Here is a 14,076-nt window from a genome sequence, read left to right on the forward strand (position 1 = left end):
AATCGTATGATTTCCATTGCTATATTTCGAAGGGATTCTCAACATTCCCTTTGGGCGGCAATGCGTTCGAAATCGTCACCGTTATCGCTGGTAGCGTCGTCACGTTACTATTATTCGCGGTCTCTTTGACTGTAATCGTATGATTTCCATTGCTATATTTCGTCGTATCCAGCGTATAATGGAATCCTGCATTTCCATTGTTGTAGTCCGGAAAGACAGTCTTCACGTCCGCTCTTGCATCCCCGTAGATTGCTTGCCCCGCAAGTACTCCATCTACCAGCACTTCGATCTTCGACACTCCGGCCCCATCAAGGAACCATCCCTTGACGTTATAGTTGCCACTTAGCATTGCTCCCGAAGACGGATTCTCAACATTCCCTTTGGGCGGCGATCCGTTCGAAATCGTCACCGTTATCGCTGGTAGCGTCGTCACGTTACTATTACTCGCGGTCTCTTTGACTGTAATCGTGTGACTGCCGTTACTATATTTCGTCGTATCCAGCGTATAATGGAATCCTGCATTTCCATTGTTGTAGTCGGGAAATGCCGATTTAACATCCGCTCGTGCATCCCCGTAGATTGCTTGCCCCGCAAGTACTCCGTCTACCAACACTTCAACCTTCGAAACTCCGGCCCCATCAAGGAACCATCCCTTGACGTTATAGCTACCGCTTAGCGTTGCTCCCGAAGCCGGATTCTCAACATTCCCTTTGGGCGGCAATGCGTTCGAAATCGTCACCGTTATCGCTGGTAGCGTCGTCACGTTACTATTATTCGCGGTCTCTTTGACTGTAATCGTATGATTTCCATTGCTATATTTCGAAGTATCCAGCGTATAATGGAATCCTGCATTTCCATTGTTGTAGTCCGGAAAGGCAGTTTTCACGTCCGCTCGTGCATCCCCATAGATTGCTTGGCCCGCTAATACTCCGTCTACCAGCACTTCGATCTTCGACACTCCGGCCCCATCAAGGAACCATCCCTTGACGTTATAGTTGCCGCTTAACGTTGCTCCCGAAGCCGGATTCTCTACATTCCCTTTGGGCGGCAATGCGTTCGAAATCGTCACCGTAACCGCTGGTAGCGTCGTCACGTTACTATTATTCGCGGTCTCTTTGATTGTAATCGTATGATTTCCATTGCTATATTTCGAAGTATCCAGCGAATAATGGAATCCTGCATTTCCATTGTTGTAGTCCGGAAAGGCAGTCTTCACGTCCGCTCGTGCATCCCCATAGATTGCTTGGCCCGCTAATACTCCATCTACCAGCACTTCGATCTTCGACACTCCGGCCCCATCAAGGAACCATCCCTTGACGTTATAGTTGCCACTTAACGTTGCTCCCGAAGCAGGATTCTCTACATTCCCTTTAGGCGGCAATGCGTTCGAAATCGTCACCGTTACCGCTGGTAGCGTCGCCACATTACTATTACTCGCGGTCTCTTTCACTGTAATCGTGTGACTGCCGTTACTATATTTCGTCGTATCCAGCGTATAATGGAATCCTGCATTTCCATTGTTGTAGTCGGGAAATGCCGATTTAACGTCCGCTCGTGCATCCCCGTAAATCACTTGACCTGCCACCGCTCCATCAACTAACACTTCGATCTTCGAGACTCCGGCTCCGTCCAAAAACCATCCAGTAACATTATAATTTCCGCTTAGCGTCGCTCCCGAAGGCGGATTCTCTACATTCCCTTTGGCCGGAAGAGGGACTCCACTTAATTGCCTTACCTTAATATTATCTATATACAATCCCTCTACTGTTTCTGTAGAGTCCGAAGCTATGCCAAATCTTATTCTAAAATTACTAGTCGCGTAACTGTTGTCCAAAGCGAAGTATTTATTCTTCCAGCCGGACGCTCCTGTAGAAGAATTTTTAAGAACCCAGGTTTGCCCTCCATCTTTACTTACCTCTACTCTTGAGTAATCATATCCCTTCTCCAAATTCATCCACTGATCCCACGAAACAACTACTCCTGACGTAGCTGCTGTTAAATTAATAGCGGGTGACTCTATATAACTCACTTCATCATTATTGTAATTACCATCAAGATTTGTTCCCCATAATTTTGTTATTGAACCGCTAACAGGTCCTGTTGTCGGGATTCCCCACTCCCACGAATTGTTGGTTCCAGTAAGGGCAAATTGACCATTGCTATTTTCGAAATCCTGTTTGTACATCTCCGCAAGATTATTTATATTCAACATCCAACCAAAATCTAGCCTTGGCTTCGTTATATTATTCGCTATATCGGTGATGGGGACACCGCCATTTTGAATCATATTTAATATCTCGTCTACGGAAGCATTTGGATACTTCTGCTTTAGAACAGCCCACGCTCCCGCTACATGAGGTGCGGCCATTGATGTTCCCGACTCCTCGATAAATCCTCCACCATTGTTAGCGGATGTTATATTAACTCCTGGAGCCAATAAGTCCAGATAGCTGTAACTATTTGAGAAATCTGCCACATCATTATATTTAGTTGTTGCCCCTACTGTAACTGCAGAGGAAACACACCCCGGAGCACTAACTGAATCTTTATAACCCTCATTACCGGATGCAATTACGGTGGCAATTCCAAGAGATTTTAGATTATCAATTATCGCTTTTGTCGGATCATCATCACACGTACTGTAGGAACGGCCACCGCCTAGACTCATATTTACAGACGAAATATGAAACTGAGAACTCAGTTGATAGACCCGTTCCAAGCCACTAATAATATCAGAAGTATATGAAGATATACAATAAGTACTTGAATTGCACGCCTGAGGTGTAAATTTAGAAAATACTTTTATCGCAATGATTTTGGCATCCTTGGCCACACCTGAAAAAGCATCTCCTTTACCAGCCGCAATGCCGGCTACATGAGTGCCATGTCCACATCCTTCAATACCTGTACAATCCAAGCCGGAATTTGATGCCGTGGATTCACCAACTCCTCCGGGACATAATGATTCACTGCCATTGTTTGAATTTGTAGTCGAGTAACAAGCCTCGGAAACTACTTTGTTTGACAAAAAAGGGTGTGTCTTATCTACTCCCGTATCCAGAATCGCGACCGTTTGGTCTTTCCCTGTATAACCCTGTGACCAAGCCATTTCAGTATTTATTATATTCGTACTATCTACTAAGTATGGTGAATCCATGCTTTCTTTAACAACAACACTATTAAAGGGAATAGGAACATCTTCTACAATGCTTTTTACATTCACATCATTTAATAAGACATCCAATCCATCCGAGTCTACTTCAAGAGTTAAATAAGGAATCGTTTTGAACCCTTTCATCGTTTTTGCTTGAATGGGCAAGTTTTCGGCGATATGATCTTTGATTGTGTTCTGAACTTTTGCGATTCGGTTATGCTGATCAGATTTTTCAGCATTATCCAACTTCCCTTCCGGTTGGAAAGGCGTGTTCATTTCGATGATAATTTTAACTTTTTGTTTTTCTTTTAAGATTTTCTTTAAACCCTGAACTTGTTGCGTTTTTTGTGCTATGAATTGTGCTTGAGTATCCGGTTTTTCTGCGTCAACAATCGGTACTATTAGGCTAAAGAGCAGAAACGATGCAGTTAGTGTATAACTTATCCTTTTTAAGTACAGCAGCCACTTCTGAAACATTAACAAGCACTCTCCCTAATAGTAATTGTCTCCTCGGTACATATTCCTATCTTAATAGGGGGAATTTTCATTGTAAAGATTAGGAAAGACATAAACAATATGATTTATAAGATATATTCTTACCGAATTCGATGTGCAACATCACCTAGCACCCCACAATATTCCTTCTTGATGATTCGCTTTGATATAATAAGGGGAATACTTATTGGCAGACGTAAACATTCATTGAGGTGCTTCATGTTCTTCTACTCCCCTAACTTCATGATCTTTTTCCTGGTGCTGCTGATTCCGTATCTGGTTCTCAAGAAACAGCGCCTGTGGCTCCTCGCCGTAGCCAACGCGATCTTCTACGTTGCGCACCCGGAAGGATTCCTGGTGCTGTTCCTCGCGATGGCTGTACTAACCTTCGGGATCGTCCATCTGATGACCGTTCCCAGGTGGCGCTGGATGTTCTGGGTCGGCATTGTTCTAAACGTACTGAACCTGGCTTTCTTCAAATACACGCTATTCGTTCTCGATAATTTGAAGACCTGGTTCGGCTTCCAGTCCGCTGCGGCCGATTCGATCGCTTCCTCCATCGTGCTGCCGCTGGGAATTTCCTTTTACACGTTCGAATTCATTTCTTATCTCATCGACGTGCGTAGAGGGGACTCCAAGCCTACGCGGTCCTTCGCGAATTTCTGGGTATTCGTGTCCATGTTCCCGCACCTTATCGCGGGACCGATCATGCGCGGTGACGAACTGTTTCCCCAGCTGGACAAACTCCGCGAAAAGAAAATCACCTGGAACGATATCCGGTACGGGGTGTATCTGTTCGCGATCGGGATGGTGAAGAAGGTCGTCATCGCCGATCAACTGTCCCCCATCGTGAAGGAATTGTTCGACAAAGGGCCGGCGTTAACCGGGACCGAGTCCTGGATGGCGGCCTATACGTTCAGCTTCTACATCTATAACGACTTCTCCGCTTACACGGACATGGCGATCGGGCTGGGGATCATGCTGGGCGTTCGTTTCGCGGACAATTTTAATTCTCCCTATTTGAGCGGAAGTCCGAGCGAATTCTGGCGCCGCTGGCATATGACTCTGTCGCGATGGATTCGGGATTATATCTACATAGGCCTTGGAGGGAATCGAAAAGGGGCGCTCCGGCTGTACTTGAACCTCATGATCGCCATGCTGATCTCCGGGCTCTGGCACGGAGCCATGTGGACGTTCGTGGTTTGGGGCGGCATCCATGGGCTTCTGCAGGTCGTCCACCGTCTGTCGCTCGGGCTCAATCGCTGGAAATGGATTGCAGCCGCACGCGAAAGCCGTATCTATCGAGTTGCGGCCATCTTCATATTTTACCACGTCGCGACCTGGACCTGGGTGTTCTTCCACGCGCCGAGTATCGACATCGCCCTCGACATGACCTGGAAAATGGCCCATGCCCACGTAGGCAACATCGTCCGTCATCCGACCTTCCCGCTGATCGTGGGACTGTTTGCGGTGCATCTTGCGGAGTACTTGTTGCGCAAGCATGAAGGGCGCCTTGGGCAGGCCTGGAACCACGTTCCGTTCCCCTTGCGGAGTGCCGCCTACCTGCTGATCACCTTGGGCTTGATCTATTACCTGCAAGGGGGCAAATATGAGTTCATCTACTTCCAATTCTAAAAAGAAGCTATGGCGACGGTTCGGCTGGGGTTTCGTGGGATTTGTGGTACTGTTCGCAGCTGCGGAGATATTCGTGTTTCGAGATCTGGATTTCTACGCGATGGAGTATCGCTCATCCGTAGGCCAGTTCGCCGAGTTGGATTACTCTTTCCGGCATTCCAAGCCCGATAAGGTCAATGTGGCTATATTCGGTGACTCGCAGAGCAAGGATGCCCTAAGACCCGATCTCCTCGCGGCAGCCTCGGGCAGAAGTCCGGACTCTATCTTTAACTTCAGCATCAGCGGAGGCAAAGCGTTCGACATTTACCACACGTACTTGAAATACGAGGATTTTTTGCCCAATCTGAAGGAAGCGATCGTGGTGGTCAACGAGCACCAAATCAATTCCTTCAACATGGAGAACGACGAGAAGTACCGCTTTTATGCCGGACTCCAAGACCGTATTCGGATCATGAACTGGGATAATTACGGGGAACTCACCATGGGGTGGGTGTCCAAGGCTTTCGATATGCGTGGGATTTGGAGCCGAATGTTGAAATCCTATTTCAATGGGACACTGCCGAAAAAAACGCTTGCTGAAGTGTACAAGCCCGGCGGCCTTAGGGCAGAGACGCAGCTCGAGAAAGACGGTTTAACCCCAGCTTACGCCGAGAAAAGAGCTGACGGATGGTTCGAACAATATGATACGGCTGGCCTGCAAACCGACTCTTTGGAGGCGTTGTTGCATGATCTCCATGCCCGGGGAGTTCGAATCGTCATTCTCCAAATTCCTCGTTCAGAGTTGTTTGAAGAAACAGTGAAACGTAAATACCCCGCCGAACAGCAGGAGTATTTCGATATCATCTCTACACTCGCGAAGAAGTATGGGGCCGAATTTACAGTCATGTCCAATGAAGGGCTTACGTTAAAAAATGACTTTCGAGATACGAACCATGTTCGACCCAAGGGCGCGGATATCGTTAGCGCGGAGGTTGCGAAGCGATGGTTGAAATGACGTGAAGAAGGCCGAGACATCCAGTCTCGGCCTTCCTTTTTAAGAATAAAAGCATGATAGCTATTTCAATTGATATCCGCCACGTACGAGCACGATCAGTTCCACTTTCGATTTGGGATCCTGTTTTACGCCCCTGCCATCCCTAGGGAACAAGATCAGATGATTGTTGCCGATCGGCTTGCCTGGCGCGATATCCAGTCCGTCCGTCATATCCGATAAGCCGTTGGCATCCGGACTGAACGCGATTGCTTTACCCGTCCGGACGATCAATTCGCCTCCGGCGTTCACGATGATGGTTTTGCCTGTCGGAACCTTAACAACCTCTAACGGAGCCATCGCGCCGCTGCCGACTGGCGGCGTGCCTCCGCCGCCTCCCTGCACGATTTCCGCGATCTTCTGGTCGACATAACTTTTGGTGACGACCGGATCATCTCCGGAACCGGGTATCGCAGTCGAATCCGCCTCGACGGTCGAATAGAAACCAATAACGCCTATTAATGCGGCAACCGTCAAAATTCCAAGCCATGTGCGTCCTTTTTTCGAGAATTTCAGCATCTTATCTCTCTCCGATCGACAATAAGGTTACTCATTTGACGCTTGCAATGACCATATAGTTGCGATGGATTTCGTAAGAGTTTCCCTTATGGAAGTCATCCTTTCATACTCATCCCGTTGCCATTTACGGACTGCAACTTAATCAGGATCCTTCGATGCATACTAAAACGCATCGTCAGAAACTGCGGCAATTTGCGGTAATTTTTACCCAGCTGATATCCGATAAACTTAGCCGCGGAATCCACGAGAAGCGCAGGAATCCAGTTCCAAGCTCTGCTTCTCATAAGCTTTCGAAATTGCATTTTCAGAAGATGCGATCCTTCTCGACCGACGGACGAAAATGGATATATCCATTCATTCATCCTCATTGACACGCCGTTGTCGAAATACCGTTTGAACTGCTGCTTCAGGGAGTAATTGTGGGAGTGCAGCACTTCCGCCTCGGCGACATAAGCAACGGCATAGCCGGAAAGAACGCACTTGGCGGCAAAAAACAAATCCTCGTTGAAAATAACCGGCTCCGGAAATCGGCCTAATTGGATGAATGTATCCTTGCGTATCGCCGAGCAAACATTGGAGCAGAAGAAGGTTTTGATCCCCATTCTTGGGATATTATTTTGATCTTTGAGATAGGAATGCTCCGGATAATTATGCAAGCGCGATAGTCGCTCCAACACGTTTGCATCTGATTTGGCGATTTGCCTTCCATAGGCACATCCGATTTTTGGATTTTCGAGCAAGGGCTTCGTTAATTCTTCGAGCATTCGTTCATGATTCGGCACAGCATCTTGGGTCATGAAGACGAGGATTTCCCCGCTTGCCATCGTAACCGCATAATTGCGGGTTCCACCATGGTCAAAATCGCTTTGATCAATCACATACACCTTCGCACCATTCTTCCTGGCGCGTTCAGCCGTACCGTCAGTCGATGAGGAATCGATCACAATGATTTCATGAGGGGGCAATGTCTGATTCCAAAGCGATTTCAACAACGTTTCCGTTTCGGGGCCGGCATTATAGGTAGGAATGATGACGGAAACGGTGTACGGGCTTCTATGCTCAATAGGCATTGCGGTTTACGAATCCTTTGTAGATTGTTTTCAGTATGATTTTTAAATCAAAAAGAAACGTCCAATTCTCGAGATAAAACAGATCGTGCGAGATTCGGTCTTGAATCGACGTATCGCCTCGTAATCCATTCGACTGCGCCCAGCCCGTAATTCCAGGCCGGACATGATGCTTCACCATGTATTTGGGGATTTCCTCCTTGAATTGCTCCACGAAGTAAGGACGCTCCGGCCGCGGGCCGACTACGCTCATATCGCCGATCAATACATTGAAAAATTGGGGAAGCTCATCGATGCTTGTTCTTCGCAAGAAGGTACCGAATTTCGTTCTGCGCGGATCTCCTTCCACGGTCCAATGCGTATCCGATACTTCTTGGTTGGACACATGCATCGTTCGAAACTTGTACATACGGAATGTCTTTCTATCCAACCCCATTCGTTCTTGACTGAAGATGACAGGGCCTTTGGAAGTTAACTTGATACCAACCGCAGCGAATAACATCACAGGGGAGGTGATGACGATCGCGGCAATGGAAAAGATAATGTCGAACGTTCTCTTAACAATGCGGTTACTTAGCTCATCCAGGGGGATGTCGCGCACGTTGATGAGCGGGATCCCTGCAAAATTATCGAAGTAAGGGCGCGCGGGCAACAAGTCGAAGAAATCCGGAATAATCAAGGATTTGACACCAGCGTTATCGCAAATCTCAATAATTTGTGCGTATAAGGAATGGGCCGTCAGTGGCAAGGCAATAATTACTTCGTCTATCGGGTGGTCCCTGATTATGTTTGCTAAATCCGATACTTTGCCGATAACGGGCTTCAAGCTTTGATGTTCCGAGGCATGCTGCTGAATGCTATCATCAAGGAAACCATAAACTTCGTATCCAAGTTCCGGATGCATTTGCAAGCTGTGATAAAAACTGCGCCCGACAGATCCGGCCCCAAGGATCAGAATGTATTTTTTATTGAATCCTTTGCTACGGAGCCGATAAAGCGTCATTTTTAACAAGTACCGGTACAGCATCAGTACGATCATGTTCGTTATGAAGAACAAGAGGAGAAATTCGCGCGAGATATGTAACTCCTTTAACGCATATAGCAAGCTAAGTAGTGCTAAGAAACTTAAACTGTGTACCTGGATGATCTTGAAAACGTCTGCGGAAAAATTCTTTTTCCGCCTTGGCGTATAGAAGCCTACATAAAATCCGATCAATATCGAAACGAATGCATACACCGTGCCCCAGAGCAAGTAACTCTGGAAAGACAACGTGATCACAGACGGAACCCAACCGCTATAGAATTTAAACCAATAAGCGCACAGAAAAATGAGAAACATCATTGTGGAGTCCGATAATACGTATATTTGCGTCAAAATTCGCTGATTCTGTCGAATCACTTCCATCACCTATCCGTAAATGTTGGAATCGTAAATGCTGTATCGCCCATTTCAATTTTATCAAAGATGCTCAAATACATATAGTCTTATGTTTTCCCACCGCCACAAAGCGTTTCTCTCTATTGCTATTGATCGCTTTATTATCTTACACTGTTTATGAATACATCGAAGGAGAAAATCCATGAAAAAACAACAATCTTTGCAGTTCAAGAACTTTTTAGTCCCAGCAATAGCGGTTTTCCTCTCCCTTTACGCTCTCTACAATAAAGCGCTGTTTAACGCTGCAATGACCCAGTACGACAAAACGATTTATTTGTTCGTTTTGCTTTCATCGCTTTCATTTTTGATTTTAGCGGTAGTGATTAGAAAATCATTAAAAGGTTTGAATGTTCTGCCTGTCGCATTGATGTCACTCGTTCCATTATCATATTTTGTTTCTTATTTCTTTTCCGCCTCCAGTTATATGGCGTCAACCGGTATTTTAATTAGTTTATTGTTATTTCTCCTTTTCGTTGCGGGGCTTATCGTTTCAAGAGTTCCTGGACACATCCAAAGAGCCAGCGAAATCGTGCTATCGACAGGGTACATAGTCGTTGCATTCGGGATTCTTAATTGGTTTGGCAACGCGTCGTTCTGGGGACTTTTTAGTTGGACGAATGCCTCCGGACAAGCCAGCACCGTATTCCCCGATGCGGTTTGGATGGCTGCCGATGGGCCGCGGCTGGCATCGGTATTCCAATATTCGAACACCTATGGCGGTTTTCTTCTGGCTCTTATCCTCATGTCCGTTCATGCGATGATCAGTTCAAACAGCAAAATATACCGGCATATAGCCGCTGTGATGATGGTTCCGCTCATTGTCTCCTTCTTCTTAACTCTCTCCCGGGGTGCGCTTGTCTTGTTACCTGTGATGGTAATAATCGTTCTTTTCTTCTATAGACCAGCCAAGCAAGTCCTTTATTTTCTTTATTTGGCGCTTGCTTCTGTCATTTCTTTAGTCATTCTTAATCTGGTCTCCAAGTTGGGCAAAAGCCTTCAAGAGACTTTCAGTAGCCATGATTTCACTGTCGGATGTTTGATCGTGCTTGGAGCATCCATTGTCTGCGCCGGATTCTTCTGGTTATTGAACAAGTTTTCGCCAAATCTACTCAAAGCCATTGACAACCGTTTAAACGGCCTTCGTTTCTCGTCACTATTCTTTCCATTCAGTTTGATCCTACTTTCTTTGATTGCATTCTATCTTCTCTTGTATACAAATGTTTCGCGTATTCTCCCAGAAAGCGTATCAGCGCGAATTCAAAATATTGATTTAGGTCAACAAACCGTTTTGGAGAGGCAGTCTTTCTTTACGGATGCTCTGCGCATTTTCGCTGATCACCCCGTTTTTGGCGCCGGCGGCGGCGCATGGAAAGCATTATATCCCCAGTATCAGAGTTATCCTTATATTAGTACGCAAGCCCATAATTTCTTCTTGCAATATTTATTAGAAACTGGTATCTTCGGTCTCTTATTCCTCCTTCTTTTGATTGTTTTTATTGTGGTATTCTACTTACAATCTTTCCTGCGTCATAGGCAAGCAGGCACGGAGCCCGACAATTCTCTCTTTTACTTCTTTATCTTTATCATCTGTTTGCTGGGGCACAGCTTCATTGACTTCGATATGAGTTATGTTTATGTCGCAGGTCTTGTCTTTTTCTCGCTTGGAATTCTCAGCAGTTCGGTAAGTAAGTCTCTTCTCGATCATAAATACAATAAGTGGTCATCATGGTTGATTGGTATCGCTTCTTCGCTCACTGTGATATTTGCTGGACTTCAATATCTTGGTTACGTCAATTATCAGAAATCACTATCACTTGCTCAGCAGAGTGTTTCGTTCGAACAAATGATTTCTCCTTTGAACAAAGCAGTTTCAATATCTAAAAATCCAACGTACCTCAGATATCGTTTAGACTTTTATCAGCAAGGATATCAACGATCGAACAATGCCGATTACTTGCAAAAAGCAATCGAAACGGCGAACTTGTACAAGAAGTATGAACCGAATGACCGGAATGGTTACTTGCTACTCAATCAGTTTTATCAACAAAACAATATGACAACTGAAGCCGTTGCGGTCATGGATGAGGCCATTAAGAAGTTCCCCTGGGACATTGGCATCTATGAACAAGCCATAGGTTTAAACGCCCGACTCGGAGATCAAGGAGCTAATCAATCCTACTGGAATAAAGCATTAGATTTATATAACAGAGTCCAAGAAAAGGTCAAATTTTTAAGCAACCTGCCGGAGAATCAACTGAAGGGACAAGCATTTTCGGTAACGAAGACAATTGCCTCAACGGTCAGTCAGATCTATTTCTTTCAGGGACAGTATCAAAAGAGCGCCGAACTATTAAAACGATTTGTAGGCACAAATTATAGCCAGACCGAGGACCGGATCGTCATGAGATTTTACCTGGCAACCTTATCGAAGATGAACCAACCCAACGATGAACTCTATAATAATTTTACCAAAGCACTTCCGGAGGAAGCTGCGGAGATTGCTCGTCTAGTTGCTAAAAAATAATATAAATGGTTGAGCGATTCGCTCAACCATTTATTTTTCTTCTGATTAGTTTGTAAAAGACCGATTAACAAGCCATGGAATCTTCTCGGTTGCGATTAATTTTTTATAACCCGGCTTTATTTCATGATAGATGTTAAGATTGTAATCTTTCAGCAAAGTAACATTCATTACTAACTCCTGATCTGTCCAGCTTAATTCCAGCGTATTCGTTCCGACCTTCAAAGAAGCATCACTGCTCGCTTGATCTCCATTTGAGATTGGCAGAGCTTTACTAAATACGGATTTTTGATTGGCATCATTTAATTCGATGATAATTTTTTGATCTTTGATGTCCGCCTTCGTTAATAAATCCTCTTCCAACGTATAATCGAAGTCTAATTTCACAAATGTTTCCGCAGATTGAGAATTCGGAAAACGAATTTGCGTGGCAACTCGTTCTATGGACAATTTATAGGGCAGAATGTCGATATTCCGGATACTATTTTGTTCTTTCTTTTCGGCGGGCATAACGAATGAATAAGGTGAAACATACCCTGCCAGAACGCTTTCGCTTTGCCCTGCTGTTGTTCCTGTCTGCGTCGTCTCCAAGATAGCCTTCCCGATTACCAATTGAACATCGGAAACATCAGCATCTTTAGGTATGGACGCCGTGGCATATAAGAGTGCTGTACCGCCAGGATTTAATTTATCCGTTAACGATTGAATAGTAGCAGGGAATACCGTGCCATCCTTTTTCTCGAAATAACCTGCCAATTGCTGAATGGTGGTCAAGCGCTTCTCTTCATTCGTCACAATCACTTGAGCAGCAAGCACATTTCCGTTCTGTCCTGCGAATGTCATCAGATTCCGAATCTTGACATCCGAACGGTAACCCACGTCGGTAATTTTGAAGCCCTTATCCCAATTCACGGTTTGCACGGGACTGAAAGTACCGGAATGCGTAAATTCCACCAAATCCGTGTTTTCAGTACTTCCCGATTCTTTTTGCTGTAAAAGTAAACTAACCTTCCTTACATCAAATGTGTAGGGGATTCTTCCTGCTACTTGGAAATCCATCGTTTGTCCGGGTTGAAGTGCGATTATCTTATTGTTTGTTAATACGGATACGCTTTTTTCAACTTTGTCATCAAAAATAAACTTGCCGGTGAAATCGGGGAGCGGAATGGTATCCGATCCTTTGTTCTGGATCGTCAAGTTCGCAATTACCAAATCGTCGTCTTCGATCGGAAGTCGATTCAAGGAATTCATTTTTACATAATATACACCCTGTGAAGTTGTAAAAGAATAATACTTATCGATATCGTCTCCTGAGCTCGTATTAGCCTTCGGAAGACTGAATAGCGCAAGCGGAATCTTATCTTTCCCTTCATTAACTGGATAACTGACAAGCATGCTCCAACCATTTTCTTTTACCGTAATCGGAATAGAGGTCGTTAGTTGAAATTCCTTTTCCGTTAAAGGCTCTAGCACTGTCCCTTTGATACTCGAGCTGTTGAGTGAATAAAGCAAATTGTCTTGCGTTTGGATATACAACTGATATTCGGGAAGAGCAATCGAACTCGTACCTTCGTTTTTAAAGACAACTTTTAATTCAGGTTTATAATACTTTGAACTCTTTCCAATCGTCGCTTGTTCAATATATATAGAAGTTTTGCTGTCCCCTATGTTTATATACCTTCCGGTGTTTGCTGTAGTTGTCGGGTTATATCTTTGCGATACCGATATTTGACCAAGCGTGTTCGTATAAGAGGGAACGGAGAAATCCCATTTGATGACTTTAATAATCAAATCCGTAACCTTGATATTCAAGCCGACTTTACCGTAAAATACGATATCTTTTTGGGTTTTCGCTGGGATGGTTTTCACGTCATTGTTAGCTGTTTGAATGGTGACTTTCGTACCGTTCTTGGTACTTACATTCACCCAGTAGTCAATGAAGTTCAAATCGGTGTTGCTGTTATTATTGATGCTTACAGTAAACGCAGCTGTTTGACTATTACCATTTGGCATGACCATGAGATTGCTTACTTCTGCCGTCACATTTTCTTTTAAAGTAACTTTTCCTAAGGAGATGGGATTCTGTATGATGATCTTCGTTTCACTATCTTCAGCATATGAAACTTGATTTAATGCTGGAAAACCTAAAGCAAATACCAAAAACATTACTGCAACTAGCCTTTTAAGAGTTACCATTCACGTCCATCCTCCTGCACT

8 protein-coding genes are annotated in these 14,076 nt (G+C 44.9%); 3 read left to right on the top strand and 5 right to left on the bottom strand.

All coding sequences use genetic code 11. From position 1 onward, the window contains the following. Positions 1-19: 19 nt before the first annotated feature. The gene (locus GE107_RS07465; RefSeq protein ID WP_219639070.1) at positions 20-3,631 is read right to left on the bottom strand and encodes an Ig-like domain-containing protein; all 3,612 of its coding nucleotides are present in this window, start codon (positions 3,629-3,631) and stop codon (positions 20-22) included. A 237-nt stretch (positions 3,632-3,868) separates the two neighbouring features. Between GE107_RS07465 and GE107_RS07470 the strand changes: the two genes are divergently transcribed. Further along, positions 3,869-5,284 carry an MBOAT family O-acyltransferase gene (locus GE107_RS07470; protein WP_219639071.1) on the top strand — a complete coding sequence of 472 codons (1,416 nt, stop codon included), beginning with the start codon at positions 3,869-3,871 and terminating at the stop codon, positions 5,282-5,284. Then, positions 5,259-6,278, top strand: a complete 1,020-nt coding sequence (locus GE107_RS07475) for a hypothetical protein (RefSeq protein ID WP_219639072.1) — start codon at positions 5,259-5,261, stop codon at positions 6,276-6,278. The genes GE107_RS07470 and GE107_RS07475 overlap by 26 nt, the downstream gene beginning before the upstream one ends. A gap of 60 nt (positions 6,279-6,338) precedes the next feature. Here the strand turns inward: GE107_RS07475 and GE107_RS07480 are convergent, their stop codons facing one another. The 3 genes from GE107_RS07480 to GE107_RS07490 form a co-directional block, all read right to left on the bottom strand. Then, positions 6,339-6,833 carry a hypothetical protein gene (locus tag GE107_RS07480; RefSeq protein ID WP_219639073.1) on the bottom strand — a complete coding sequence of 165 codons (495 nt, stop codon included), beginning with the start codon at positions 6,831-6,833 and terminating at the stop codon, positions 6,339-6,341. Positions 6,834-6,928: 95 nt separating this feature from the next. Then, positions 6,929-7,903 carry a glycosyltransferase family 2 protein gene (locus GE107_RS07485; protein ID WP_219639074.1) on the bottom strand — a complete coding sequence of 325 codons (975 nt, stop codon included), beginning with the start codon at positions 7,901-7,903 and terminating at the stop codon, positions 6,929-6,931. Then, positions 7,893-9,299, bottom strand: a complete 1,407-nt coding sequence (locus GE107_RS07490) for an undecaprenyl-phosphate glucose phosphotransferase (RefSeq protein ID WP_219639363.1) — start codon at positions 9,297-9,299, stop codon at positions 7,893-7,895. The genes GE107_RS07485 and GE107_RS07490 overlap by 11 nt, the downstream gene beginning before the upstream one ends. Before the next feature lie 181 nt (positions 9,300-9,480). On the opposite strand from GE107_RS07490, the gene GE107_RS07495 reads away from it, so the two are divergent. Beyond that, a complete protein-coding gene (locus GE107_RS07495) occupies positions 9,481-11,862 on the top strand; it encodes an O-antigen ligase family protein (RefSeq protein ID WP_219639075.1) in 2,382 nt (793 codons plus the stop codon). A gap of 45 nt (positions 11,863-11,907) precedes the next feature. Here the strand turns inward: GE107_RS07495 and GE107_RS07500 are convergent, their stop codons facing one another. Beyond that, positions 11,908-14,055: a hypothetical protein gene (locus GE107_RS07500; protein WP_219639076.1), complete on the bottom strand. Its 2,148-nt coding sequence runs from the start codon at positions 14,053-14,055 to the stop codon at positions 11,908-11,910. Positions 14,056-14,076 lie beyond the last annotated feature (21 nt).

Origin of the sequence: Cohnella sp. CFH 77786 (genome assembly GCF_019400745.1) — a bacterium.
Lineage (GTDB): Bacteria > Bacillota > Bacilli > Paenibacillales > Paenibacillaceae > Cohnella.

What these genes read in the sequence shown, in the direction of transcription:
- GE107_RS07500 (WP_219639076.1), bottom strand. Translation starts at nt 14,055, where the DNA reads ATGGTAACTCTTAAAAGGCTAGTTGCAGTAATGTTTTTGGTATTTGCT.
- GE107_RS07480 (WP_219639073.1), bottom strand. Translation starts at nt 6,833, where the DNA reads ATGCTGAAATTCTCGAAAAAAGGACGCACATGGCTTGGAATTTTGACG.
- GE107_RS07475 (WP_219639072.1), top strand. Translation starts at nt 5,259, where the DNA reads ATGAGTTCATCTACTTCCAATTCTAAAAAGAAGCTATGGCGACGGTTC.
- GE107_RS07485 (WP_219639074.1), bottom strand. Translation starts at nt 7,903, where the DNA reads ATGCCTATTGAGCATAGAAGCCCGTACACCGTTTCCGTCATCATTCCT.
- GE107_RS07495 (WP_219639075.1), top strand. Translation starts at nt 9,481, where the DNA reads ATGAAAAAACAACAATCTTTGCAGTTCAAGAACTTTTTAGTCCCAGCA.
- GE107_RS07470 (WP_219639071.1), top strand. Translation starts at nt 3,869, where the DNA reads ATGTTCTTCTACTCCCCTAACTTCATGATCTTTTTCCTGGTGCTGCTG.
- GE107_RS07465 (WP_219639070.1), bottom strand. Translation starts at nt 3,631, where the DNA reads ATGTTTCAGAAGTGGCTGCTGTACTTAAAAAGGATAAGTTATACACTA.